The organism is Aquariibacter albus (genome assembly GCF_014145335.1).
Lineage (GTDB): Bacteria > Pseudomonadota > Gammaproteobacteria > Burkholderiales > Burkholderiaceae_C > Aquariibacter > Aquariibacter albus.
The window spans coordinates 114678-138209 of the sequence record NZ_JACIVI010000002.1; the positions used below are offsets into that span (position 1 = coordinate 114678).

Here is a 23532-nt window from a genome sequence, read left to right on the forward strand (position 1 = left end):
GCGATTGTAGGGAGCGCCCCTTTCCCGGCGGGTCGGGCCTCCGCCCCACCCCGCGCCGACCCCGCCTCACCCCGGACACCATGATCGACATCACCCTCGAGAATTTCCAGGCCGAGCTGATCGAGGCCTCGCTCGCCACCCCCGTGCTGCTCGACATCTGGGCGCCCTGGTGCGCCCCCTGCAAGGCCCTGGGCCCGGTGCTCGAAAAGCTGGAACGCGACTACGCCGGCCGCTTCACCCTGGGCAAGCTCGACAGCGACCAGGAGCCCGAGATCGCCGGCCAGCTCAGCCAGGCCTTCGGCGTGCGCTCGATTCCCTTCTGCGTGATGTTCGTCGGCGGCCAGCCGGTCGACGGCTTCGTGGGGGCACTGCCCGAGGCGCAGATCCGTGAATTCCTCGACAAGCATGTGCCGCCCGGCCCCGCGACGGTCGAGGACGCGCGGCCGACCACGGCCGAGGCCCTGCTCGACGACGAGCCCGGCCCCGCGGCCGAGGCCGATCGGCTGTCCGTCGCGGTGGCTGCCGAGCCCGGCAACGACAAGCTGCGCGCCGACTGGGTCTTCAAGCTGATCGAGGCCGGTCGCCTGGCCGAGGCCCGCCAGGCCCTGGCGCCGCTGCAGCCCAAGCTGGCCTTCGATGCGCGTGCTGCCGCCCTGGCCCTCTGCCTGGAGGCGCATGAGGCCGCGCCCGCCGCTGACCCCGAGGCCCTGGCCGCGGCCATCGCCGCCAACCGCCGCGACTTCGCCGCACGCCATGCGCTGGCCCAGTTTCATTGGGCGGCCGGTCGGCCGACCGCGGCGATGGACGAACTGCTCGAGATCCTGCTGCGCGACAAGACCTGGAACGGTGAACTGGCGCGTCGCAGCTATGTCGCCATCCTGGAGCTGCTGAGCAAGCCGGCACCCGCGCCGACGGCTGCGGCGCCGGCGGCCGGCGCGCTGGAGATCGCCGGCCGTGCGGCCGTGACGCCGGCCGATCCCTTGCTCGACCAATACCGCCGCAAGCTGTCGATGGCCCTGTTCTGACCCGCCGGCCGGCCAGGCCGGCCGTGCCTCACATCACCGTCTGTCGCAGCGCGGCATCCAGGGCCTTGAGCACCCGGGCCTGGTTCTCGCCGAAGCGGGCCAGCTCCATTTGCGCCTCGGCCTCGTGCTGCTGCGCGAGTTCGACCTCGCCCAGGATGGCGCGCAGTCGGGCCAGGCGGCCGAGCACCACGGTGCGGTCGTCCTGCGCGCAGTCATGCTCGGCGAGCGCGGTGGCCGAGCGCGTCGCCAGGCGGCGCGCGTCCCCGGCATCGCCCAGCTGCAGCCGGCACCAGGCCCAGTCGCCCAGCAGCAGGGCCAGGTAGCGCTGCACGCCGTCCAGGCTGTTCTCGACCTCCAGGTGGGCGGAGAACAGGGCATCGGCCTCGGCCCAGCGCCCCTGGGTCGTCAGCAGCTGGGCTTCCAGCAGCGGCGTGAGCTGCTGCAGGGCCTGGGCGCCGGTGCGGCGGTCGAAGTGCTCGCTGGACTGGGCGCTCAGCACCGCCTGGCGGATCGCGTCCGAGCTTTCCGGCATGGGCGTGCCGAAGATCGAGGCCATGCGGCACTGATTGCCGCTGGTCCAGGCGCGCGCATACATCAGCGCGCTCAGGGTCTGCACGTCGCCGTCCGCGCTCGCGTGCTGCTGGGCCCGCTGGTACCAGGGCTGGGCCAGGTCGACGCGGAAGGCGTAGTGGTAGTTCAGCGCGATCAGCATGGCCACCCGCGCCCGCACGCTGTGCTGTTGCGGGCTGGACTCCTGCAGGGCCTGGCTGAGCAGGCGCACCATCGGCTCGATCTCGTCGTCCACGAAGGCCATCTGTGCCAGCCAGATCGCGCTCAGCGCGATCAGCGGCCGCAGCCGGGCCTGGTGCGCGAGGTCCATGGCCTGGGAAAAGGCCGCGCGGTGGCTGGTGTCGGCGCCGCGGTAGTAGCCCAGCGTGCCCTCCAGCAGCTTCAACCAGACGGCCAGGCCAGGGGCCGGATGACGCAGGGCCTCGGCCCCGAGCGCCTCGCGTTCCGCGGCGGCGCCCTCCAGGTCCCCGTGACGGGCCAGCAGGCAGGCCCGCTCGGCCCGCAGCATCGCGCAGGTCACCGGGTCCCGGGCCTGGAGGATCTCGGTCTCCAGCCGCTGCTGCAGCCGCGAGGTCGGGGCCGTCATCGTGCCTCGCTCAGCGCGGACCGGTCAGCCGTTCCAGGGCCTCGCGGTAGGTGGCCGCCGTGGCTTCGGCCACCGCTGCCGGAAGCGCGGGCGCCGGGGCGCGCTTGTTCCAGGGCTGGCCGTCGATGCGCACCGATTCGAGCCAGTCGCGCACACCCTGCTTGTCGTAGCTCGGCGGGTTGCTGCCCTCGGCGTAGCTGGCCAGGGGCCAGAAGCGCGAGGAGTCGGGCGTCAGCACCTCGTCCATCAGGGTCAGGGTGCCGTGCTCGTCCAGGCCGAACTCGAACTTGGTGTCGGCAATGATGATGCCGCGGGTCAGCGCGTAGTCGGCCGCCTCGCGGTAGAGCTGGATGGCGACACGCCGCACTTCCTCGGCCCGCTCGCGGCCGATCAGGCCGGCCATGGTGTCGAAGTCGATGTTCTCGTCGTGGTCGCCCACCGCCGCCTTGGTCGCCGGGGTGAAGATGGGCTCGGGCAGCTTGCTGGCGTTGCGCAGGCCGGCCGGCAGCTTCACGCCGCACACGGCGCCGCCCTGCTGGTATTCCTTCCAGCCCGAGCCGGCCAGGTAGCCGCGCACCACGGCCTCGACCGGCAGCGGCTTCAGGCGCTTGACCAGCATCGAGCGGCCGCGCACCTGGGCCACCTCGTCGGCCGCCACCACCGCTTCCGGCGCTTCGCCGGTCAGGTGGTTGGGCACGACATGGCCGAGCTTGTCGAACCAGAACAGGGCCATCTGCGTGAGCAGCGCGCCCTTGCCCGGAATGGGCTGGTCGAGGATCACGTCGAAGGCGCTGAGCCGGTCGCTCGCCACCATCAGGATGCGGTCGTTGCCGACCGCGTAGTTGTCACGCACCTTGCCGCGCGCCAGCAGCGGCAGCGAATGCAGGGTGGAGGCGTGGACGGTGGTCGAGTCGGACAGGCTCACGCGCAGCGCTCCGGTCAGGCAACGACCTGGGCCAGCTCGCCGCGGGCGTAGGCGGCGGCGATGTCGACCAGGCTGCGAGCCTTGATCTTGCCGGCCTGGCCTTCGCAGCCGAACTCCAGGTAGCGCGCCTTGCAGACGGCCTTGGCCGCTTCGCGGGCCGGCTTCAGCCATTCACGGGCGTCGAACTTGTCCGGGTACTCGGCCATGAACTTGCGCACCGCGCCGGTCATCGCCATGCGGATGTCGGTGTCGATGTTGATCTTGCGCACGCCGTGCTTGATGGCTTCCTGGATCTCGGCCACCGGCACGCCGTAGGTCTGCTTCATCTTGCCGCCGTACTGGTTGATGATGGCCAGCAGCTCCTGCGGCACGCTGGACGAGCCGTGCATCACCAGGTGGGTGTTGGGGATGCGGGCGTGGATTTCCTTCACGCGGCTGATCGCCAGGATGTCGCCGGTGGGCGGGCGGCTGAACTTGTAGGCGCCGTGGCTGGTGCCGATGGCGATGGCCAGCGCGTCGAGCTGGGTGGCCTTCACGAACTGGGCGGCCTCTTCCGGGTCGGTCAGCATCTGGCTGTGGTCCAGCTTGCCTTCGGCGCCGATGCCGTCTTCCTCGCCGGCCTCGCCGGTTTCCAGGTTGCCCAGGCAACCCAGTTCGCCTTCCACGGTGACACCGACCTTGTGCGCCATCTCGACGACCTTGCGGGTCACCTCGACGTTGTAGTCGAAAGAGGCCGGGGTCTTGCCGTCTTCCTGCAGCGAGCCGTCCATCATCACCGAGCCGAAGCCCAGATCGATCGCGCCGGCACAGACCTTCGGCGAGGTGCCGTGGTCCTGGTGCATGACCAGCGGGATCTCCGGATAGGCCTCGACGGCGGCCTGGATCAGGTGCTTGATGAAGGGCTCACCCGCGTACTTCCGTGCGCCGGCGCTGGCCTGCAGGATCACCGGCGCGCCGACTTCGGCGGCCGCGGCCATCACGGCCTGGACTTGTTCCAGGTTGTTCACGTTGAAGGCCGGGATGCCATAGCCGTTTTCGGCGGCATGGTCCAGCAGCTGGCGCATCGAGACGAGAGGCATGAGGACTCCGGAAGTCGAAAGAAAACGAAAGGGAATTGGACGGAGACGGGGATCCGCGGGATTTTAGGCGGCCCGCCCCCGGCTCACGGGCCCCGCCGGGGCGGGGGCGACGACGGCCACCCGTCCCGGGGGAGAGCCCCTGCCCACATTCCAACCGGCGCCGCTGAGGAGGGCCTGACGGCCCCCCCAAAAGGTCGGGTCCGGGAACCCGCCGCGCCTCGGTCCGCTCCTGACCTCTGTCCTCGCTTCTAAGGAGCCCCGCTGTGAACGATGTATCCGCCCCGGCGCTGCCCGACCCCCTCGAGGCCTGGCGTGCGCCCGGCCCTTTCGCCCCCCCACCCCCTGCGCTTGGCGATGAAGCGCCGCAGGCTGCCGTCCACCGGCTGGACCGCTGGGCCCTGCGCCTGGGCGCCGGCCTCTGGGGCCTGCTCTTGCTGGGCACGGCCGGTGGCGTGCTGCTGCCCCTGGCCCTGGGCCTGCTGATCGTGGCCCTGCGCCGCAGTGCGCGGCTGGACCGTGCGGCCCGCGAGGGGCTGCGGGTCGATGCGCACACCCTGCCGGCCCTGCATGCACGCTGGCAGGCCCTGGCCGGTCCCGGCAGTCTGCGCCGGCCGCAGCCGGCCCTCTGGCTGCTGCCGGCCGTGGCGCCCGAGCCCGGGGCCACCTGCCCCGCAGCCCAGGTGCTGCGGGGGCCCGACGGCGGTGCGGTGCTCCTGCCGCGCGCCCTGCTCGAGGTGCTCGCCGACGATCCACAGGCCCTCGATTTCCAGCTCGGCCGGGCGCTCGCCTGCCTTCGCCACGCGTCTCCCTGGGCCGAGCTGCTGCGCCTGCCGGCGCGTGTCTTGCCGCTCCTCGGCCCGGCCCTCGACCGCGAGCGCGAAGCCGCCGCCGACCGTGCCGGCCTGCGCGCGGCCGGCGGCGACCCTGCGGCCGCTGCGCGCGCCCTGCTGCGGCCGGTGCTGGGCGCGACGGCGCCCGCCGTGGTCCGGCCCGGCGCCTCCGGGCCGGCGCCGGGCTTGCTCGCGGCCTACCAGGCCCTGCGCGCGCCCGGCCGCCCGCTGAGCGCCCGCGTGGCGGCTTTGCAGCAGGATGAGGAGCTCGTGCCTGCCGCAGTCCAGCCGCTGGCCTGGGCCCTGGCCCTGTTCACGCCGCATCCGGGCCGGGCACCGGCCTGGGCCAGTCTGGCCGTCGGCGCGGCCGCCTTGCTGCTGCTGGCGGCCGCGCAGCCGGTGCTTGAGGACCGGGGCGTGCGCCAGCGCCTGGCGGTCGCGCACGAGGCGGCCAAGCCGGTGGCGGCGGCCGTCAGTGCCTACCACCGCCGCCATGGCCAGGGGCCCGCCGGCCTGGGCACGCTGGGCCTGCCCGCGGAGCTGCCGGGCGGCCTGGGCCGGATCGAGCTCGATGCCGTCAGCCTGGTGCTGACCCTCCGCACCCCCGACGGCGTGCTGCTGCTGGAGCCGCGCCTTCGCACCGCCCAGGGCCTGCGCTGGTTCTGCGTGCCTGGCCCCGGTCTGGCGCTGCGCCAGGCGCCGGCCGAATGCCGCGGCGAGGGCCCGGTCTGGCCGGCCACGCCGCCCGGCCGCTGAACCCCGGGGACCGGCCTCAGGCCACCCGCATCACCTTGAGCATGTTGGTGCCGCCGGGGCGGCCCATGGGTTCGCCGATGGTGATGGCGTAGGTGTCGCCCGAGCTCAGCAGCCCGCGCTCGACCAGGATCTGCTCGGCCTGGGCCAGGGCCTGGTCGCGGTCGGTGCAGGCTTCCATCAGGATGGGCTGCACATTGCGGAAGAGCGCCATGCGGCGCTGGCTGGCGAGCTGCGAGGTCAGCGCGACGATCGGCACCTTGATCTTGTGCCGGCTCATCCAGAGCGCGGTCGAGCCGGATTCGGTCAGCGCGACGATGGCCCGGCAGTCCAGGTGCTCGGCGGTGAACAGCGCGCCCATGGCGATGCTCTGGTCGATGCGGGTGTAGTGGCGCTGGCTGAAGTCGGTGTCGAGCTGCGCCTCCTCGGCGCGCTCGGCCTCGGCGGCGATGGCGGCCATCTGCTCGATGGTCTCGAGCGGGAACTTGCCGGCCGCCGTCTCGGCGCTCAGCATGACCGCGTCGGTGCCGTCGAGCACGGCATTGGCCACGTCGCTGACCTCAGCCCGCGTCGGCACCGGGTTGACGATCATCGACTCCATCATCTGCGTCGCGGTGATGACCAGCTTGTCCAGCGCGCGGGCGCGCTTGATCATCTTCTTCTGCAGGGCCGGCACGGCCGCGTTGCCGACCTCGACCGCCAGGTCGCCGCGGGCGACCATGATCCCGTCGCTGGCCTTGAGGATCTCGTCGAGCAGCGGAATCGCCTCGCTGCGCTCGATCTTCGCGATCAGGGCCACGCGGTGGTCGATGGGTTCGCCGGCCACGTCGGCGAGCTGGCGGGCCAGGATCATGTCGGAGGCGCTCTTGGGAAAGCTGACCGCCAGGTAGTCGCAGCGGATCGCCACCGCCGTCTTCAGGTCCTCCATGTCCTTGGCCGTCAGGGCCGGCGCGGTCAGGCCACCGCCGAGCTTGTTGATGCCCTTGTTGTTCGACAGCTCGCCGCCGACCTTCACCACCGTGTGCACGGCCTCGCCGACCACCCGCTCGACCCCCAGCACGATCAGGCCGTCGTTCAGCAGCAGGGTGTCGCCGGCCTTCACGTCGCGCGGCAGGTTCTTGTAGTCCAGGCCCACGGCCTGCACATCGCCCGGCACCTTGCGGCCGGCGTCCAGCACGAAGGCGGCGCCCCGCTCCAGCATGACCTTGCCCTCGGCGAACTTGCCGACACGGATCTTCGGCCCCTGCAGGTCTGCCATGATGGCCACCTCCTTGCCGACGCGCTGCGCGGCTTCGCGCACCAGGCGGGCCCGGTCGATGTGATCCTGCGCCGTGCCGTGCGAGAAGTTCAGCCGCACGATGTCCACCCCCCCGCGCAACATGCTCTCAAGCACTTCGGGCGAGGACGAGGCAGGGCCGAGGGTGGCGACGATCTTGGTGGCGCGGGTCATGGGGCTTGTCTCCGTTCTTCGATGTTCTGTCCGCGGGCCAGGGGGGCGATCGATCCTCCGGCCGGCCCGCGGCGGGCCGGAGGACATGCGCATGGCTTCAGCCGGCCGCGCGCTTCTCCAGGATCTCGAAGGCCGGCAGGGTCTTGCCCTCCAGCACCTCCAGGAAGGCGCCGCCGCCGGTCGAGATGTAGCCGATGTCGCGCTCGATGCCGTACTTGGCGATGGCCGCCAGCGTGTCGCCGCCGCCGGCGATGCTGAAGGCCGAGGAGTGGGCGATGGCCGCGGCCAGGGTGCGCGTGCCGCCGCTGAACTGGTCGTACTCGAACACGCCGACCGGGCCGTTCCAGACCACCGTGCCGGCGCGGGCGATGATGCCCGCCAGCTCGGCCGCCGTCTTGGGGCCGATGTCGAGGATCAGGTCGCTGGGCTGCACCGCGTCGGCGGCCACCTTGTTCGCGCGCGCCAGCGCCGAGAACTCGTCGGCCACCACCACGTCGACCGGGATCGGCACCGCGGCGCCGCGCTCGCTCATCATCGCGATGATGGCCTTGGCGTCCTCGACCAGGTCGGGCTCGGCCAGGCTCTTGCCGATCGGGTGGCCCGCGGCGAGCAGGAAGGTGTTGGCAATGCCGCCCCCCACGATCAGCTGGTCGACCTTGCCGGCCAGCGACTTCAGGATCGACAGCTTGGTCGACACCTTGCTGCCGGCGACGATGGCCACCAGCGGCCGGGCGGGCTCGGCCAGGGCCTTGTTGATCGCATCGATCTCGGCGGCCAGCAGCGGTCCGGCGCAGGCCACCGGCGCGTACTGGGCGATGCCGTAGGTGCTGCCCTCGGCGCGGTGCGCGGTGCCGAAGGCGTCGTGCACGAAGATGTCGCAGAGCGCGGCCATCTTGCGGGCCAGCTCCTCGTTGTTCTTCTTCTCGCCCTTGTTCAGGCGGCAGTTCTCCAGCAGCACGACCTCGCCGGGCTTGACCTCGACGCCGTCGATCCACTTGGCCACCAGCGGCACCGGACGGCCCAGCAGCTCGGCCAGCCGCTCGGCCACCGGGGCGAGCGAATCCTCGGGCTTGAACTCGCCCTCGGTCGGGCGGCCGAGGTGGCTGGTCACCATCACCGCGGCACCGGCATCCAGCGCCTGCTGGATGCAGGGCACGCTGGCGCGGATGCGGGTGTCCTCGGTGATGCGGCCGGCCTCGTCCTGCGGCACGTTCAGGTCGGCGCGGATGAAGACACGGCGGCCGGCCACGCGGCCTTCGGCGATCAGGTCGGTGAAGCGAAGCACATTCATCGGAGAACCTCTTTCGATTGGATGGAAGGGATGGAGGGAAGAAAAGGGAAGGGGCGGCTAGCTGCCGAGGCCGAAACCCAGGCGCAGCAGCAGCATCACGGCCATGCCGACCACGATGGTGCCGAGCAGGCCGCCGCGCAGCAGGAACCACAGGGCCGCAGCCAGCGCCGCCCAGAGCTGGGGCTCGCGCCAGGGCTCGGCGACCCACTGCCCCTGGCGCATCAGCACTTCGGGCAGCACCACCGCGGCCAGCGCGGCCACCGGCGCATAGCGCAGGCCGCGCTGCACGCGGTCGGGCAGACGCAGCTCGCGCTCGGAGAGAAAGAAGAAGCCGCGCGTGATCACCGTGATCAGCGTCAGGCCCCCGAAGGCCAGCAGGGCCTCGCCCAGGCTCAGCAGATGCACGGAGCTGTTCATGTCCGAGTCATTGCGGCCCCGGCCCGGCGGGGCGGGATACCAGACGCTCGGCCAGCAGGCCCAGGGCCACGGCCGCGAAGATGGCCGTGACGATGTTCAGCCGGAAGGGCAGGGCATGGGCCGCGACGGCCGCCAGGCCCGCGGCCCCGGCGGCCAGGCCGGTGGCCCAGTCGCGCACCAGGCCCATCAGGAGACCGAACAGGGCCAGCGTCCCGGCGAATCCCAGGCCCCATTCGGACGGGATGCGGTCGGCCAGCAGGATGCCGGTGATCGACGCGCCCTGCCAGAACAGGTAGTTGGTGAGCGCGGTGCCGGCGAAGTAGGCGCGGGCTTCGTCCCGCGCGGCCGGATCCTCGGGCCGGATCGGCCGGCGTTCGAGCTGCTGCATGCACAGCACGTAGTTCACGTCGCCGGCGAGGTAGGCCGCCAGCAGCCGGAGGCGCAAGGGCAGGCCGAGAAAGATCGGCCGCCAGCCGGCGCTGAAGATCACGAAGCGCAGGTTCACGCACAGCGCGGTGGCCCAAAGCACCCCCAGCGGCGCACCGGCCGCCAGCAGCGGCAGGGCTGCGAGCTGCGCGCTGCCGGCAAAGACGGTCAGGCTCATCAGCAGGGCCAGCGGCACGCCCAGGCCGCCCTTGACCATCGCCACCCCGGTGACCAGCGCCCAGGCGGCGATGCCGAGTTGCGGGGTCACCATGTCGCGGATGCCGGCGCGCAAGGCCGGGTGGCGCCATCCCCCGGCCCAGGGCAGCGACCCGGTCGCGACGGGAGGGGCGGCGTGCGGCGGCATCCCGTCATTGTCCCATCGGGCCCGCCCGCCTTCCGCCGCGCCCGGGCGGAAGGGGCGGGCGTCGAGGGGCTGCCCTGCGGCGGTTCAGGACGCGTGACGGCTGGCCTTGCTGCCCTGGGCGTCCGGGCGCTCGTCCGGCGCCGCCGGCCCTTCGCCCGCAGCGCCGGGCTCGGCCCGCGCTGTCTCGGCCTGTCGGCTGCCCGGGCGCGGCAGGGTCGGTGCGACGGCCTCGATCTTGTTCTCGCGCATGTACTCGTCCATCTCGCGCCAGCCGGCAAAGACGGCCGCCCGCTGGGCCTTGGGGTTCAGCACGAAGCAGTCCTCCAGCGCCCGGCCGGCATGCCGGCAGGCGCTGCCGATGGCCTGGCCGTCGGCCGCCTTGGCCTGATGCTGCTGTTCGGGCGATTCGATGCCCAGCCACTGGCAGCCCCCCAGCAGCAGGCTCGCGCCGAGCAGCGCGAGGCCGGCCGCGCCGGGGCGGCGCAGGCTGCGGACAGAAGGCGTGGGGAGGGGGGGCATGGGCGGTGCGCAAGCTCAGGGGGTTCCTGGCTATCGGCCGCCCCGCCGGAGGCTTGAGGGGGCTGCCGCGTGGGCGGGGGCGCCACGCGGCAGGGGGCTCAGTTCGGCGTGCGCGACACGCGGGTCGTGCCGCCGCTGCTCACCAGCACCACCCGGTCGCCGGGCTTGAAGTTCTCTTCGCCCTGGGCCTGCACGATCGCGCGGCGCTCGCCGTTCTTCAGCTGCACGATCAGCTCGACGGCGGTCTCGCGGGTGCCGAAGCGTTCGGCCGCATTGCCGGCCACGGCACCGACGACCGCCCCCAGCACGCCGACGGCCACCGATTCACGCCGTCCGCCGACCGAGCTGCCGGCCACGCCGCCGATCACCGCCCCGGTGGCGGCGCCGACGCCCGACTGGCTGCCCTCCACCGTCACCGGTCGGCTGCTGATGATCGTGGCGTCCTGCACCGAGGACAGGCGTTGCGCATCGCCGCGCTGGACCACGTCCGGGCTGGTGGTCGAGCAGGCGGCCAGGCTGAGGGCCAGCACGGAGGCGAGCAGGAGGGGGTGACGCATGACAGGTTCCGATCGTGGGTGTTCTGGACAGCCGTTCAACGCGATGCGGGCCGGGTCGGCTGACGGTGCGCGTTGCGAGACCCGGGTGCGACCCGGGTCGATCGGCGAAGTTTCCGTCCGTCGGACCGGCGGCGCGACGGATCGAAGCGCAAAGAAGTGTGAAAGCCGCCGCGTCGGCCGCTCAGCCATGCAGCCGGCTGTTGCGGGGCACGCTGGCGAGCAGGAACTCCATCTGGTCGCTCAGGATGCGGCGGCCGCGCAGGATCATGTCCTCGTGCAGGCTGGGCACGTAAGGCAGGTAGAGCAGGCTCATGCGGGCCTCCTCCGGCATCCGATTGCCCTTGCGGCCGTTGCAGGCCTTGCAGGCGGTGATGCAGTTCATCCAGCTGTCGGCGCCGCCGCGGGAGGTCGGCACGATGTGCTCGCGGGTCAGGTCGTCCAGGCTGAAGTGGCCGCCGCAGTAGGCGCAGATTTGCCGGTCGCGCAGGAAGAGCTTGGGATTGGAGAGCGCCGGGGTGTTGCGCCAGGCCCGACTGGGCACCGCGCCGCGCACGGCGACGATGGCATGCACCTCGATCCGCGATTGCCGGCCACTGCTGCGCTGGATGCCGCCGCGCAGCGCCAGCACCGCCGGCCCCAGTGTCCAGGCGACGGCATCGCTGGCGTAGAGCGTGGCCGCCTCTCGCACATTGATCCAGGCCTGGGGCCGACCGGACACATCGAGCTGTAGCACATCCATCGGGAGCACTCCAATCCCTTGGAGGATAGACGAAGCACCGTGACGGCCTCAAGCGCCGGGGTCAAGCCCGAGCGCTCCGGGTGGGCCCGGCCCCGCAAATCAGGGGCGGCAAGAAATTTCAGCGACAGATCGGCTGGACTCGGGTAAAAATAGAACGATCGTTCGTTTTATTGCGGCCCGTCCTCGCCATGTCCTCCAGCAGCCCGATCTCTGCCGCCAGCCGTGCCTACGGTCCGCCCAAGGGCCAGCAGACCCGCCTGGTCATCCTGGAGGCGGCGCTCGGCCTCGCCTCCCAGATCGGTCTGGAGGGCTTGTCGATCGGCGCCTTGGCCGAGGTCACGCAGATGAGCAAGTCCGGCGTCTTCGCGCACTTCGGTTCACGCGAGGAGCTGCAGATTTCGGTGATCCGGGAGTACCACCGCCGCTTCGCCGAGGAGATCTTCCAGCCGGCCTTGCGCGAGCCGCGCGGCCTGCCCCGGCTGCGCGCGCTCTTCGACCGCTGGGTGCAGCGGGTGGCCGTCGAGGTCGATTCGGGCTGCATCTACATCAGCGCGGCTGTCGAGTTCGACGACCGGCCCGGCCCGGTCCGCGAGGCCCTGGTCGGCATGGTCCGCACCTGGCACGAGGCCCTGATCCGCGCCGCACGCCTGGCCATCGCGGAAGGCCATCTCCGCGCCGACACCGAGCCCGAGCAGCTGCTGTTCGAGCTGCACGGCTTGATTCTCGCCCTGCACCACGACGCCCGGCTCCTGCACAGCCCGGGCTCGGTCGAGCGCGCCCGGCGCGGTTTCGCCCGTCTCATCGCTTCGCATGCCGCGGCCTGAGCCGGTGGCCTGCTTCTTCCCGCCTGTTCCAACCCGCCCCCACGGAGGCCTGTCATGCCGACCTACACCCCCCCGCTGCGCGACATGCAGTTCGTCCTGCACGAGGTGCTGGATGTCACCGCGGCCCTGCAGGCCATGCCGGCCCATGCCGAGATCGACGCCGACACGGTCAATGCCGTGCTGGAAGAAGGCGGCAAGTTCGCTGCCGGCGTGATCCAGCCGCTCAATGCCCCGGGCGATGCCGAGGGCTGCACGCTCGACAAGGCCACCCACACCGTGCATGCGCCGCAGGGTTTCAAGGAAGCCTATGCGCAGTACGTGGCTGGCGGCTGGCCGGCCCTGAGCTGCGACCCGGCCTACGGGGGCCAGGGCCTGCCGGTGACGCTCAACCAGTGCCTCTACGAGATGCTCAACAGCGCCAACCAGGCCTGGACCATGTACCCCGGTCTGACCCACGGTGCCTATGAGTGCCTGCATGCCCACGGCACGCCGGAGCAGCAGGCCCTGTACCTGCCCAAGCTCACCAGCGGCCACTGGACCGGCACCATGTGCCTGACCGAGCCGCACTGCGGCACCGACCTCGGCCTGCTGCGCAGCAAGGCCGAGCCGCTGGCCGACGGCAGCTACCGCATCACCGGACAGAAGATCTTCATCAGCGCCGGCGACCACGAGCTGGCCGAGAACATCATCCACCTTGTGCTGGCCCGCCTGCCCGACGCGCCGGCCGGCAGCAAGGGCATCAGCCTTTTCGTCGTGCCCAAGTTCCTGGTGCATGCGGATGGCTCGCTGGGCGCCCGCAACGCCATCGTCTGCACCGGCCTCGAACACAAGATGGGCATCCACGGCAACGCCACCTGCCAGATGGCGCTCGACGGCGCGCTCGGCACCCTGGTGGGTGAGCCGAACAAGGGCCTGGCCGCGATGTTCGTGATGATGAATGCTGCCCGCCTGGGCGTGGGCATGCAGTCGCTGGGCCTGACCGAGGTCGCCTACCAGAACGCCGTCGCCTACGCCAAGGACCGCCTGCAGATGCGCAGCCTGACGGGCGCCAAGGCGGCCGACAAGCCGGCCGACCCGATCATCGTGCACCCGGACGTGCGCAAGATGCTGCTGACGGCGCGCGCCTATGCCGAGGGTGGCCGTGCGCTGGCCGTCTACACCGCGCTTCAGCTCGACCATGAGCTGAGCCATCCCGACGAAGACGTGCGCCGCGCCGCCGCCGACGAAGTCGCCCTGCTGACCCCCATCGTCAAGGCCTTCCTGACCGACAACGCCTGGCTGGCCACCAGCCACTGCCTGCAGGTCTACGGCGGTCACGGCTACATCCGCGAGTGGGGCATGGAGCAGTTCGTGCGCGACGCGCGCATCAACATGATCTACGAGGGCACCAACACCATCCAGAGCCTGGACCTGCTGGGCCGCAAGGTGCTGGGCGATGGCGGCAAGAAGCTCAAGGCCTTCGGCCGCAAGGTGGCCGCCTTCGTCGAGGACGAGGGCGTCGACGAGGCCATGCAGGAATTCGTGAACCCGCTGGCCGATCTGGGCGACAAGGTCACCAAGCTCAGCACCGAGCTGGGCTTCAAGGGCATGGGCAATGCGGACGAGGTCGGCGCCGCGGCGGTCGACTACCTGCGGGTCTGCGGCCACCTGGTCTTTGCCTACTTCTTCGCGCGCATGGCCAAGGTCGCGCTGGCCAAGCAGGCCGACCCCGCCACCGCCGGCGACCCCTTCTACACCGCCAAGCTGGCCACCGCCCGCTTCTACTTCGCCAAGCTGCTGCCCGAGACGGCCAGCCTGATCCGCAGTGCCCGTGCCGGCAGCGCCTCGCTGATGGCGCTGGACGAAGCCCTGTTCTGAGTCCCGCCGCACGACGGCCCCCCGAGAGGAGACAGTCCATGATCCGCCCCCTGATGATCAGCCTCGCGCTGCTCGCGTGCAGCGGCCTTGCCGCCGCCCAGTCCACCCCCGTCGGCCTGTGGAAGTCGGTCGACGACAAGACCGGCAAGGAGCGCTCGCTGGTGCGCATCGCCGAGACCGGCGGCCATCTGGTCGGCCGCATCGAGAAGCGCCTGGACCCGACCGCCAAGCCCGATGCGGTCTGCGGCAAGTGCAGCGACGACCGCAAGGACAAGCCCATGGACGGCCTGGAGGTCATCCGTGGCGTGCAGGCCGCCGGCGACGGCAAGGTCTGGACCGGTGGCCAGATCCTCGACCCCGAGGAGGGCAAGACTTACCAGGTCAAGCTGACCCCGGTCGAGGGGGGCAGCAAGCTGGAGGTGCGCGGCTTCATCGGCTTCTCCCTGCTCGGCCGCACCCAGACCTGGCTGCGCGTCGAGTGAGCGCCGTCCCATCCCCTTTTCCGCTGGAGCAAGCCATGCCCCGATTCCCCATCCGCCAGGTGGCCGTGCTCGGCGCCGGCGTGATGGGCGCGCAGATCGCCGCCCATCTGGTCAATGTCCGCGTGCCGGTCGTGCTCTTCGACCTGCCGGCCAAGGAGGGCCCGAAGTCGGGCATCGCCCTGGGCGCCATCGAGAAGCTCAAGAAGCTCAAGCCCGCGCCGCTGGGCCTGGCGGCCGAGGCCGGCCGCATCCGCGCGGCCAACTACGAGGACGACCTTGCCCTGCTCGGCCAATGCGATCTGGTGATCGAGGCCATCGCCGAGCGCATGGACTGGAAGCGCGACCTTTACGCGCGCATCGCCGACCACGTCGCGCCGCACGCCATCCTGGCCAGCAACACCTCGGGCCTGTCGATCAATGCGCTGGCGCAGGCCCTGCCCGAGGCGCTGCGCCCGCGTTTCTGCGGCGTGCACTTCTTCAACCCGCCGCGCTACATGGCGCTGCTGGAGCTGATCCCCACCGCCGGCACCCAGCCCGAGGTGCTGGACGCGCTGGAGAGCTTCGCCACCACCTTCCTCGGCAAGAGCGTGCTGCGCGCCAGGGACACGCCCAACTTCATCGCCAATCGCGTCGGCGTGGCCGGCATGCTGGCCACGATCAAGGAAGCCGAGACCTACGGCCTGACGTATGACGTGGTCGACGACCTGACCGGCAAGAAGCTCGGTCGTGCCAGCAGCGGCACCTTCCGCACCGCCGACGTGGTGGGCCTGGACACCTTGGCCCACGTCATCAAGACGCTGCAGGACAACCTGGCCGACGACCCCTTCCACCCGAGCTACGCCACCCCCGAGGTCGTGGCCGGCCTGATCGCCCAGGGGGCCCTGGGCCAGAAGAGCGGCGCCGGCTTCTACAAGAAGGACGGCAAGGCCATCCTGCGCCTGGACCCGGCCCAGGCCAGCTACGTGCCGGCCGGCGGCAAGGCCGACGAGCTGGTCGCCCGCATCCTCAAGAAGGCTCCGGCCGAGCGCCTGAAGCTGCTGCGCGAAAGCAAGAACCCGCAGGCCCAGTTCCTGTGGGCGCTGCTCCGCGACGGCTTCCACTACGCCGCCGTGCACCTGGGCACCATCGCCGAGACCGCGCGCGACGTGGACTTCGCCCTGCGCTGGGGCTTCGGCCACCAGCAAGGCCCCTTCGAGCTCTGGCAGCAGGCTGGCTGGACCCAGGTGGCGGCCTGGGTGGCGGCCGACATCGAGGCCGGCCTGGCCCTGTCCAAGGCCCCGCTGCCGGCCTGGGTGACGAGTGGCCCGGTCGCCGAGCGCGGTGGCGTGCACCAGCCCGAGGGCTCCTGGAGCCCCAGCGCCGGCGCCTTCGTGCCGCCGCGCAGCCTGCCCGTCTACGACCGCCAGGCTTTCCCCGAGACGGTGGCCGGCAGCGGTTTCCTCCCGGCGCTCCAGAGCGGCACCGAGGTCTTCAAGAACGAGGAGCTGCGCGTCTGGACGCTGGACGGCGAGGTGCTGATCGCCAGCATCACCGCCAAGCTGCACCTCATCAGCCCCACCGTCACCGCCGGCCTGATGCAGGCGGTCGAGATCGCCGAGCGCGAATTCCAGGGCCTGGTGATCTGGTCGCCCGACGAGATGTTCTCGGCCGGCGCCAACCTCGAAGCCCTGATGCCCGTCTTCATGAAGCACGGCAGCAAGGGCATCGATCCGGAGGAGAAGAAGCTGCAGGACCTGATGCTGCGCCTGCGCTACGCCCAGGTGCCGGTGGTGGCCGCGATCCGCGGCATCGCCCTGGGCGGCGGCTGCGAACTGCTGGTGCACTGCGCCCGGCGCGTGGCGGCGATGGAGAGCTACATCGGCCTGGTCGAGGTCGGCGTGGGCCTGCTGCCCGGCGCGGGCGGACTCACCTACATCGCCCGCCGCGCGGCCGAGCGGGCGTTGGCCGTGCACGGCAGCGTCACCCCGGGCACCGACCTGCTGCCCTTCCTGAAGACCGGTTTCGAGGCCGCGGCCATGGCCAAGGTCGGCACCAGCGCGCTGGAAAGCCGCGAGCTGGGCTACCTGCTGGACAGCGACCTGATCGTGCCGCACAAGGACGAGCTGCTCTTCGTGGCCAGCCAGCAGGTGCGCGCCCTGGCCTCGGCCGGCTACCGCCCGCCGGTGGCCCAGCCCTTCCCGGTGGCCGGCCGCAGCACCCTGGCCACGATCCGCGGCCAGCTGGCCAACCTGCGCGACGGCGGGATGATCAGCGCCCACGACCAGCACATCGCCACCCTGATCGCCGAGGTGCTGTGCGGTGGCGACGTGGACCCGGGCAGCCTTGTCACCGAGGCCTACCTGCTGACCCTGGAGCGCCAGCGCTTCTGCAAGCTGCTGGACCATCCCAAGACCCAGGAACGGATCATGGGCATGCTGAGCACCGGCAAGCCGGTCCGGAACTGACCCACCCCCGAAGCGCCTGCGGCGCTCCCCCTCCAAGGGGGCGCCGCGGGCGGACCGGCGGAGCCGGATCCGCCGCGGCCGCTGGAAGCCCTTTTCCGCGAGATGCACAGCCGGGTTGAAGCCCCGGCGAGGAGCTCACGATGAAACAACTGCAAGACGCCTACATCGTCGCCGCCACCCGCACCCCGATCGGCAAGGCCGGCCGCGGCGCCTTCCGCAGCATGCGGCCCGACGACCTGCTGGTCGCCGCGCTGCAGGGCGCCCTGCGCCAGGTGCCGACGCTGGACCCGAAGGCCATCGAGGACGCCGTGATCGGCTGCGCCATGCCCGAGGCCGAGCAGGGCCTCAACATGGCCCGCCTGGCGGTGATGCTGGCCGGCCTGCCGCACTCGGTCGGCGGCGTCACCGTCAACCGCTTCTGCGCCAGCGGCCTGACCGCCATCCAGATGGCCGCCGACCGCATCCGCGTCGGCGAGGCCGACCTGATGATCGCCGGCGGCGCCGAGAGCATGAGCCTGGTGCCCATGAGCGGCCACAAGCCCTCCTTCAATCCGGCCGTGTTCGAGAAGGACGAGAACCTCGGCCTGGCCTACGGCATGGGCATGACGGCCGAGAAGGTGGCCCAGCAGTGGAAGGTCAGCCGCGAGGCGCAGGACGCCTTCGCCCTGGCCAGCCACGAGAAGGCGCTGAAGGCCCAGGCCGCTGGCGAGTTCGCCGACGAGATCACGCCCATCGAGGTGGTCGAGCGCCTGCCCAATCTGGCCGAGGGCAGCGTCACCGTGCGCACCCGCAGCGTGAGCCTGGACGAAGGCCCGCGCGCCGACACCACGCTGGCCGGCCTGGCCAAGCTCAAGCCGGCCTTTGCTGCGCCCAAGGACCCGAGCGGTCAGGCCACCGGCCTGGGCAGCGTCACGGCCGGCAACAGCTCGCAGACCAGCGACGGCGCCGGCGCCCTGATCCTGGCCAGCGAGGCCGCGATCAAGACCCACGGCCTGACCCCGCTGGCCCGCTTCGTCGGCTACGCCAACAAGGGCGTGCCGCCGGAGATCATGGGCATCGGCCCCATCGAGGCCATCCCCGCGGTGCTCCAGCGCGCCGGCCTGACGCAGGACCAGCTCGACTGGATCGAACTGAACGAGGCCTTCGCCGCGCAGTCCCTGGCGGTGCTGGACACGCTCAAGCTCGACCCGGCCAAGGTCAACCCCCTGGGCGGCGCCATCGCCCTGGGCCACCCGCTGGGCGCCACCGGCGCGATCCGCGCGGCCACCGTCATCCACGCCCTGCGCCGCCATCAGCTCAAGTACGGCATGGTGACCATGTGCATCGGCACCGGCCAGGGGGCGGCGGGCATCTTCGAGCGCGTCTGAACCCCGGCGCCCGGCCCGGCCGGGCGACACTCCGTCCCCCCCAGCCCGCCCCGCGCGGGCTTTCCGTTTCCGCCCGGCCCGGGCCCAAGGACCCTCCATGAGCGAGCTGCTGCGCCACACCGAAGACGGCGTCCTCACCCTGACGCTGAACCGACTCGACAAGAAGAACGCGCTGAATGCGGCCCTCTATGCCGCCCTGGCCGACGCGCTGGACGAAGCGGCCGCTGCGGCCGACACCCGCGTCGTGCTGATCCAGGGGCATGAGCAGGTCTTCTGCGCCGGCAACGACCTGTCCGACTTCCTGCAATCGCCCGAGATCGGCAGCGACACGCCGGTGCTGCGCTTCCTGCACGCCCTCGCCACCTTCCCCAAGCCGCTGATCGCTGCGGTGGCCGGCCCGGCGGTGGGCGTGGGCACGACGATGCTGCTGCACTGCGACCTGGTCTACGCCGGCGACAACGCCGTCTTCAGCCTGCCCTTCGTCAACCTGGGCCTCTGCCCGGAGGCGGCCTCCAGCCTGCTGCTGCCGCGGCTCTGGGGCCACCCGCGCGCCGCCGAGGCCCTGCTGCTGGCCGAACCCTTCGGCGCCGAGCAGGCCTTCGAGCGCGGCCTGGTCAACCGCATCGTGCCGCCCAATGAGCTGAATGCCTTCGCCGCCGTGATGGCGCGCAAGCTGGCCGCCAAGCCCCTGGCCTCGCTGGTCGAGACCAAGAGTCTGCTGAAGGCCGCCGACGCGCCGGCGGTGCAGCAGCGCCTGGCCGAAGAGATCGCCGTCTTCGGCCGCATGCTCAAGGAGCCGGCCGCGAAGGAGGCCTTCACCGCCTTCCTCGAAAAGCGCAAGCCCGACTTCAGCCGCTGCTGAGTCCCGGTCCGGCCGCTGCCCCGGGGGTCCCCGGGCCGACAATGGCGCGCATGGCCCGCGACAAGACCGTCTACACCTGCCGCGAATGCGGCGGCCAGAGCCCGAAGTGGCTCGGCCAGTGCCCACACTGCAAGGCCTGGAACACCCTGGACGAGGGCCCGGCCGAGCCGGCCGCCGGCGCCCCGCGCAACCGCTACCAGGGCCTGGCCGCAGCCCAGCCGGTGCGTGCCCTGGCCGAGATCGAGGCCAGCGAGGTCGATCGCCGTCCGACCGGCCTGGGCGAGCTGGACCGTGTCCTCGGCGGGGGCATCGTCGAAGGCGGCGTGGTGCTGATCGGCGGCGACCCGGGCATCGGCAAGAGCACCCTGCTGCTGCAGGCCGTCGACGCGCTTTCGGCCGGCTGGCCGGTGCTCTACGTGAGCGGCGAGGAATCCGGCGCCCAGGTCGCCCTGCGCGCCCGCCGCCTCGGCCTGGCCGGCACGGCGGTGCAGGTGCTGGCCGAGATCCAGCTGGAGAAGATCCTCGCGACGCTGGAGCAGCTGCAGCCGCGCTTCTGCGTGATCGACTCGATCCAGACCGTGTTCTCCGACGCGCTCAGTTCGGCGCCCGGCTCGGTCGCCCAGGTGCGCGAATGCGCGGCCCAGCTCACCCGCGCGGCCAAGGCCAGCGGCTGCGCCATCGTGCTGGTCGGCCACGTGACCAAGGAAGGCGCGCTGGCCGGCCCGCGCGTGCTGGAGCACATGGTCGACACCGTGCTGTATTTCGAGGGCGACACGCACAGCAGCTTCCGCCTGATCCGCGCGATCAAGAACCGCTTCGGCGCGGTCAACGAGATCGGCGTCTTCGCGATGACGGACAAAGGTCTCAAGGGCGTCAGCAACCCGAGCGCCATCTTCCTCTCGACCCAGGGCGAGCCGGTGCCCGGCGCCTGCGTGCTGGTCACGCTGGAGGGCACGCGGCCGCTGCTGGTCGAGATCCAGGCCCTGGTCGACAGCGGCGGCCCCAGCCCGCGGCGCCTGAGCGTGGGCCTGGACCGTGACCGCCTGGCCATGCTGCTGGCCGTGCTGCACCGCCATGCCGGCGTGGCCTGCATGGACCAGGACGTGTTCGTCAACGCCGTCGGCGGCGTGCGCATCGCCGAGCCGGCGGCCGACCTGGCCGTGCTGCTCGCCATCCAGGGCAGCCTGCGCGGCAAGGCCCTGCCGCGCGGCCTGATCGCCTTCGGCGAAGTCGGCCTGGCCGGCGAGGTGCGGCCCGCGCCGCGTGGCCAGGACCGGCTGCGCGAGGCGGCCAAGCTCGGCTTCACCGCCGCCGTCGTGCCGCAGGCCAATGTGCCGCGCCAACCCATCGAGGGCCTGAGCGTGCACGGCGTCGAGCGTGTCGAGCAGGCCATCGAGCTGGCGCGCAGCCTGGGCTGAGCGGCCGGGTCGCCAGTCCTCCTTCCTCATGTTTCCAGGAGCCCCGTTTCCATGAACCCCCGCATCGGCTGGCTGCTGGCCGCCCTGTTCAGCGTGCTCGCCATCGTCCAGTTCGGCTGGCAGGGCGCGGTCTTCGCGACCACCCTGGTCGTGTTCTGGCTGCTGCTGCAGTTCAGCCGCACCGTGCGGGCGCTGAAGGTGGCGTCCGGCCGGCCGGTGGGTCGCATCGTCAGCGCCACCGAGCTGCTGCCGCGCCTGCGCCCCGGCCTGCCGCTGGCCGACCTGCTGCTGCGCACCCGCAGCCTGGGCGCCAAGGCCGACTGGCCGGTCGCCGCCGGCGAGTCGGCCGGGCCGGAGGGCCCGCTGCCGCCCGGCGCCGGTGTCTACCTGTGGACCGATGCCTCCGGCCACCGTCTGCGTGTGGCGCTGGAGAAGGGCCGGGTCAGCCGCTGGCGGCTGGAGCCGGCAGGCGAGGGGGCCGAGACCGCCGCCCCGCCCGCGGCCTGAGGCGTCGGCGGGCTGGGTCGGGCCGTCCGAGGGGGCTTCCGTGATCGCCCGTCTGCTGCGTCTTGCCCTGGCCCTGCTGCTGCTGGCCATGCTGGCGCTCGCCCTCGGCGGCCTGGCCGCGGGGCGGCCGCTGGCCGGGCTGGTGGCGGCCCTGGCCCTGCCCCTGGGCCTGCTTCTGCTCGGGCTCGGGGCCTATGGGCTGGAGATGATGCTGGCCGCGGCCGTCCACGGCGACGATCCCTGGCCGCGCCCGCGTGCCATCGACCGACTGCGGGCCGTCCTGGGCGAGCTGGGCCTCGCCCTGCCGACCTTTCTCTGGCACCAGGCCTTCCGCGCTGCGGCCTGGCCCGACCGCCCCGGCCTGGCCGGCCAGCGCGGCGTGGTGCTGGTGCACGGCCATGTCTGCAACCGCGGCTTCTGGAACCGCTGGCTCGCGCGCCTCGCGGCCGAGGGCCGGCCGGTGCTGGCCGTCACGCTGGAGCCGCCCCTGGCCGGTGTCGAGGCCGGCGTGCCCTGCCTCGAAGCCGCGGTGGCCCGGTTGGAGGCCGCCACCGGCCGCCCGCCGCTGCTGGTCGCGCACAGCATGGGGGGCCTGGTGTGGCGCGCGTGGCGCGTGGCCGCGCCCGGCAATGCCGCGCGGCTGGCCGGGGTGATGACGATCGGCACGCCGCACCACGGCACCTGGCTGGCCCGGCTGGGCCTCAGCCGCAATGCCCGCGACATGCGGCCCGGCAGCGACTGGCTGCAGGCGCTGGCCGCCGCCGAGGCCCGCCTGCCCGAGCCGCCGGGTGCGCGCTGCTGCTGCGTGCTGGGCACGGCCGACAACGTCGTTTTCCCCCCGGCCTCCGCCGTGCTGGCCGGCGCCGAGACCCTGCACCTGCCGGCCACCGCGCACATCGCGCTGGTCCATCACCCGGCCTGCCTGGCTTGGCTGCGCGCGCGGCTGGACTGAGCGGGTGTGAGCGAAGGGCTGAGCCGGCCGCTGCGGCGCGCCCGGCTCAGCGTCCGCCGAAGGCCTCGTCGACGCGCAGCACCCGGCCGGTCTCGGCTGCTTCGTAGCCCGCCATGGCCGCCACGGTGGCCCGGTAGGCCGGGCTGCCGAGCAGGGCCAGCAGGCTGCGCATCGCGGGCTGCTCCAGGGCCTCGGCGCGCACCGCGAAGAAGTAGCGCTCGCGCAGCAGCGGCAGGAAGGTCAGGCCGAAGCGCTGGGCCGCGGTCTGCACCCCCAGGCCGACATCGGCCATGCCGCTGGCGATGAAGGCGGCCACGGCCGCATGCGTGAATTCCGTGCTCTCCCAACCGCGCAGCGCGGCCGGTGTGAGGCCGTGCTTGTCGATCAGCAGCTCGGTCAGCATGCGGGTGCCGGAGCCCTGGGGCCGGTTGACGAAGCGCAGGTCCTCGCGGCCCAGGTCCTCGACGCCACGCACGCGCTTGGGGTTGCCGGGCGCGACGAACAGGCCCTGCCAGCGCACGGCCAGATGCACGAGGCGGTGCTCCTCGTCGCGCAGCCAGGCGCGGTAGCGCTGGGCGGCGCGGGCCTCGAAGTCGCCGATCGGCACGTGGAAGCCGGCCAGGTCGCATTCGCCGCGTGACAGGGCGGCGACGGCCTCGATGCTGTGGCGGTAGCGCAGCTCGACCGACTGCGGCACGGCTTCGAGCTGCTCGACCAGCGCCGCCACCGCGAAGCCGTGGCTGGCATGCAGGCGCAGCGGCTGCGGTGCGCGCGGCAGGCTGCGCTCGATCTCGGTCTCCAGCTCGGAGGCCAGGCTGTCGAGCAGCGGCGTCAGCCGGGCCTGCACGCGGCGCTGGGCCCAGATCAGCTTCTCGGCCAGGGGACTGAGGGTGGAGCCGCGGCCGCGGCCGGCGTCGATCAGCGGATGGCCGAACAGGGCCTCGGCGGCCTTCACCTGGCCCCAGGCGTGGCGGTAGGACACGCCCAGGCTGCGTGCGGCCTGGGCGATCGCGCCGGTTTCCTGCACGGCCGCCAGCAGGGCCAGCAGGCTGGCGATGTCCAGGCCGGCCAGGTCCTCGCCGCTGCCGTTGCCGCCGGGGCTGATCGACCACTGGGGCCGGATGTGAACGCGCATGCCTGTCCTTCGATGTGGAAGTGCCTTGCATATTTTGCAGGCCCTGGATGGCTAATCTTTCAGGGTTCGCAGGGGCAAGCCGTCCCGCATCAAATATGTTGAATCAAGCGCATGCTGGCGGCAGCTTCTGCTGAAGCCTGCGCGGAGACCGTC

Annotated in this window: 22 protein-coding genes; 11 read left to right on the plus strand and 11 right to left on the minus strand. The window is 72.1% G+C overall.

The window, feature by feature from the left end; genetic code table 11:
• Nucleotides 1-80 precede the first annotated feature (80 nt).
• Complete coding sequence (locus tag H4F90_RS08015; protein ID WP_182663325.1) at nucleotides 81-1025, plus strand: tetratricopeptide repeat protein; 945 nt, start codon at nucleotides 81-83, stop codon at nucleotides 1023-1025.
• Between the two features lie 28 nt (nucleotides 1026-1053).
• Here the strand turns inward: H4F90_RS08015 and H4F90_RS08020 are convergent, their stop codons facing one another.
• From H4F90_RS08020 to fba, 3 genes are read right to left on the minus strand one after another with little or no spacing between them, the layout of a single operon-like run.
• Nucleotides 1054-2181 carry a hypothetical protein gene (locus H4F90_RS08020; protein WP_182663327.1) on the minus strand — a complete coding sequence of 376 codons (1128 nt, stop codon included), beginning with the start codon at nucleotides 2179-2181 and terminating at the stop codon, nucleotides 1054-1056.
• A gap of 10 nt (nucleotides 2182-2191) precedes the next feature.
• Nucleotides 2192-3100 carry a phosphoribosylaminoimidazolesuccinocarboxamide synthase gene (locus H4F90_RS08025; RefSeq protein ID WP_182663853.1) on the minus strand — a complete coding sequence of 303 codons (909 nt, stop codon included), beginning with the start codon at nucleotides 3098-3100 and terminating at the stop codon, nucleotides 2192-2194.
• Between the two features lie 20 nt (nucleotides 3101-3120).
• Nucleotides 3121-4185 (minus strand): class II fructose-bisphosphate aldolase, encoded by a 1065-nt coding sequence (gene fba, locus H4F90_RS08030; RefSeq protein ID WP_182663329.1) that lies wholly within the window; start codon nucleotides 4183-4185, stop codon nucleotides 3121-3123.
• A gap of 263 nt (nucleotides 4186-4448) precedes the next feature.
• Between fba and H4F90_RS08035 the strand changes: the two genes are divergently transcribed.
• Nucleotides 4449-5771: a hypothetical protein gene (locus H4F90_RS08035; protein ID WP_182663331.1), complete on the plus strand. Its 1323-nt coding sequence runs from the start codon at nucleotides 4449-4451 to the stop codon at nucleotides 5769-5771.
• 16 nt (nucleotides 5772-5787) lie between these two features.
• On the opposite strand, the gene pyk is transcribed toward H4F90_RS08035, so the two are convergent.
• The 7 genes from pyk to H4F90_RS08070 form a co-directional block, all read right to left on the minus strand.
• Nucleotides 5788-7218: a pyruvate kinase gene (gene pyk, locus H4F90_RS08040; protein WP_182663333.1), complete on the minus strand. Its 1431-nt coding sequence runs from the start codon at nucleotides 7216-7218 to the stop codon at nucleotides 5788-5790.
• A 97-nt stretch (nucleotides 7219-7315) separates the two neighbouring features.
• The gene (locus tag H4F90_RS08045; protein WP_182663336.1) at nucleotides 7316-8509 is read right to left on the minus strand and encodes a phosphoglycerate kinase; all 1194 of its coding nucleotides are present in this window, start codon (nucleotides 8507-8509) and stop codon (nucleotides 7316-7318) included.
• Between the two features lie 57 nt (nucleotides 8510-8566).
• Entirely contained in the window at nucleotides 8567-8926 is a 360-nt protein-coding gene (locus tag H4F90_RS08050) for an AzlD domain-containing protein (protein ID WP_182663338.1), read from the minus strand.
• A 7-nt stretch (nucleotides 8927-8933) separates the two neighbouring features.
• On the minus strand, nucleotides 8934-9716 hold the full coding sequence (locus tag H4F90_RS08055; RefSeq protein ID WP_182663340.1) for an AzlC family ABC transporter permease: 783 nt from the start codon (nucleotides 9714-9716) through the stop codon (nucleotides 8934-8936).
• Between the two features lie 84 nt (nucleotides 9717-9800).
• Entirely contained in the window at nucleotides 9801-10235 is a 435-nt protein-coding gene (locus H4F90_RS08060) for a hypothetical protein (protein WP_235972113.1), read from the minus strand.
• A gap of 98 nt (nucleotides 10236-10333) precedes the next feature.
• Nucleotides 10334-10792 (minus strand): outer membrane lipoprotein, encoded by a 459-nt coding sequence (locus H4F90_RS08065; RefSeq protein ID WP_182663342.1) that lies wholly within the window; start codon nucleotides 10790-10792, stop codon nucleotides 10334-10336.
• A gap of 181 nt (nucleotides 10793-10973) precedes the next feature.
• Nucleotides 10974-11531: an HNH endonuclease gene (locus H4F90_RS08070; RefSeq protein WP_182663344.1), complete on the minus strand. Its 558-nt coding sequence runs from the start codon at nucleotides 11529-11531 to the stop codon at nucleotides 10974-10976.
• 188 nt (nucleotides 11532-11719) lie between these two features.
• Between H4F90_RS08070 and H4F90_RS08075 the strand changes: the two genes are divergently transcribed.
• From H4F90_RS08075 to H4F90_RS08115, 9 genes are all read left to right on the plus strand, one after another.
• Nucleotides 11720-12355: a TetR/AcrR family transcriptional regulator gene (locus tag H4F90_RS08075; RefSeq protein WP_182663346.1), complete on the plus strand. Its 636-nt coding sequence runs from the start codon at nucleotides 11720-11722 to the stop codon at nucleotides 12353-12355.
• A 54-nt stretch (nucleotides 12356-12409) separates the two neighbouring features.
• Nucleotides 12410-14212, plus strand: coding sequence for an acyl-CoA dehydrogenase C-terminal domain-containing protein (locus H4F90_RS08080; protein ID WP_182663348.1), 1803 nt, complete (start codon nucleotides 12410-12412; stop codon nucleotides 14210-14212).
• Nucleotides 14213-14250: 38 nt separating this feature from the next.
• Nucleotides 14251-14694 (plus strand): DUF2147 domain-containing protein, encoded by a 444-nt coding sequence (locus H4F90_RS08085; RefSeq protein WP_182663350.1) that lies wholly within the window; start codon nucleotides 14251-14253, stop codon nucleotides 14692-14694.
• A 35-nt stretch (nucleotides 14695-14729) separates the two neighbouring features.
• Complete coding sequence (locus tag H4F90_RS08090; RefSeq protein ID WP_182663352.1) at nucleotides 14730-17138, plus strand: 3-hydroxyacyl-CoA dehydrogenase/enoyl-CoA hydratase family protein; 2409 nt, start codon at nucleotides 14730-14732, stop codon at nucleotides 17136-17138.
• Nucleotides 17139-17278: 140 nt separating this feature from the next.
• On the plus strand, nucleotides 17279-18505 hold the full coding sequence (locus tag H4F90_RS08095; protein ID WP_182663355.1) for an acetyl-CoA C-acyltransferase: 1227 nt from the start codon (nucleotides 17279-17281) through the stop codon (nucleotides 18503-18505).
• Nucleotides 18506-18602: 97 nt separating this feature from the next.
• Nucleotides 18603-19367: an enoyl-CoA hydratase gene (locus H4F90_RS08100; protein ID WP_182663357.1), complete on the plus strand. Its 765-nt coding sequence runs from the start codon at nucleotides 18603-18605 to the stop codon at nucleotides 19365-19367.
• A gap of 50 nt (nucleotides 19368-19417) precedes the next feature.
• Nucleotides 19418-20785: a DNA repair protein RadA gene (gene radA / locus H4F90_RS08105; protein WP_182663359.1), complete on the plus strand. Its 1368-nt coding sequence runs from the start codon at nucleotides 19418-19420 to the stop codon at nucleotides 20783-20785.
• Nucleotides 20786-20836: 51 nt separating this feature from the next.
• Nucleotides 20837-21292 carry a hypothetical protein gene (locus H4F90_RS08110; protein ID WP_182663361.1) on the plus strand — a complete coding sequence of 152 codons (456 nt, stop codon included), beginning with the start codon at nucleotides 20837-20839 and terminating at the stop codon, nucleotides 21290-21292.
• A 40-nt stretch (nucleotides 21293-21332) separates the two neighbouring features.
• Nucleotides 21333-22244 carry an esterase/lipase family protein gene (locus H4F90_RS08115; protein ID WP_182663362.1) on the plus strand — a complete coding sequence of 304 codons (912 nt, stop codon included), beginning with the start codon at nucleotides 21333-21335 and terminating at the stop codon, nucleotides 22242-22244.
• A gap of 46 nt (nucleotides 22245-22290) precedes the next feature.
• Here the strand turns inward: H4F90_RS08115 and H4F90_RS08120 are convergent, their stop codons facing one another.
• Nucleotides 22291-23379: a substrate-binding domain-containing protein gene (locus H4F90_RS08120; protein ID WP_182663364.1), complete on the minus strand. Its 1089-nt coding sequence runs from the start codon at nucleotides 23377-23379 to the stop codon at nucleotides 22291-22293.
• Nucleotides 23380-23532 lie beyond the last annotated feature (153 nt).

Excerpts from the sequence above, each read along its gene's own strand:
- H4F90_RS08015 (WP_182663325.1), top strand. The coding sequence starts at position 81 with ATGATCGACATCACCCTCGAGAATTTCCAGGCCGAGCTGATCGAGGCC.
- H4F90_RS08020 (WP_182663327.1), bottom strand. The coding sequence starts at position 2,181 with ATGACGGCCCCGACCTCGCGGCTGCAGCAGCGGCTGGAGACCGAGATC.
- fba (WP_182663329.1), bottom strand. The coding sequence starts at position 4,185 with ATGCCTCTCGTCTCGATGCGCCAGCTGCTGGACCATGCCGCCGAAAAC.
- pyk (WP_182663333.1), bottom strand. The coding sequence starts at position 7,218 with ATGACCCGCGCCACCAAGATCGTCGCCACCCTCGGCCCTGCCTCGTCC.
- H4F90_RS08045 (WP_182663336.1), bottom strand. The coding sequence starts at position 8,509 with ATGAATGTGCTTCGCTTCACCGACCTGATCGCCGAAGGCCGCGTGGCC.
- H4F90_RS08050 (WP_182663338.1), bottom strand. The coding sequence starts at position 8,926 with ATGAACAGCTCCGTGCATCTGCTGAGCCTGGGCGAGGCCCTGCTGGCC.
- H4F90_RS08055 (WP_182663340.1), bottom strand. The coding sequence starts at position 9,716 with ATGCCGCCGCACGCCGCCCCTCCCGTCGCGACCGGGTCGCTGCCCTGG.
- H4F90_RS08060 (WP_235972113.1), bottom strand. The coding sequence starts at position 10,235 with ATGCCCCCCCTCCCCACGCCTTCTGTCCGCAGCCTGCGCCGCCCCGGC.
- H4F90_RS08065 (WP_182663342.1), bottom strand. The coding sequence starts at position 10,792 with ATGCGTCACCCCCTCCTGCTCGCCTCCGTGCTGGCCCTCAGCCTGGCC.
- H4F90_RS08070 (WP_182663344.1), bottom strand. The coding sequence starts at position 11,531 with ATGGATGTGCTACAGCTCGATGTGTCCGGTCGGCCCCAGGCCTGGATC.
- H4F90_RS08075 (WP_182663346.1), top strand. The coding sequence starts at position 11,720 with ATGTCCTCCAGCAGCCCGATCTCTGCCGCCAGCCGTGCCTACGGTCCG.
- H4F90_RS08080 (WP_182663348.1), top strand. The coding sequence starts at position 12,410 with ATGCCGACCTACACCCCCCCGCTGCGCGACATGCAGTTCGTCCTGCAC.
- H4F90_RS08085 (WP_182663350.1), top strand. The coding sequence starts at position 14,251 with ATGATCCGCCCCCTGATGATCAGCCTCGCGCTGCTCGCGTGCAGCGGC.
- H4F90_RS08090 (WP_182663352.1), top strand. The coding sequence starts at position 14,730 with ATGCCCCGATTCCCCATCCGCCAGGTGGCCGTGCTCGGCGCCGGCGTG.
- H4F90_RS08095 (WP_182663355.1), top strand. The coding sequence starts at position 17,279 with ATGAAACAACTGCAAGACGCCTACATCGTCGCCGCCACCCGCACCCCG.
- H4F90_RS08100 (WP_182663357.1), top strand. The coding sequence starts at position 18,603 with ATGAGCGAGCTGCTGCGCCACACCGAAGACGGCGTCCTCACCCTGACG.
- radA (WP_182663359.1), top strand. The coding sequence starts at position 19,418 with ATGGCCCGCGACAAGACCGTCTACACCTGCCGCGAATGCGGCGGCCAG.
- H4F90_RS08110 (WP_182663361.1), top strand. The coding sequence starts at position 20,837 with ATGAACCCCCGCATCGGCTGGCTGCTGGCCGCCCTGTTCAGCGTGCTC.
- H4F90_RS08120 (WP_182663364.1), bottom strand. The coding sequence starts at position 23,379 with ATGCGCGTTCACATCCGGCCCCAGTGGTCGATCAGCCCCGGCGGCAAC.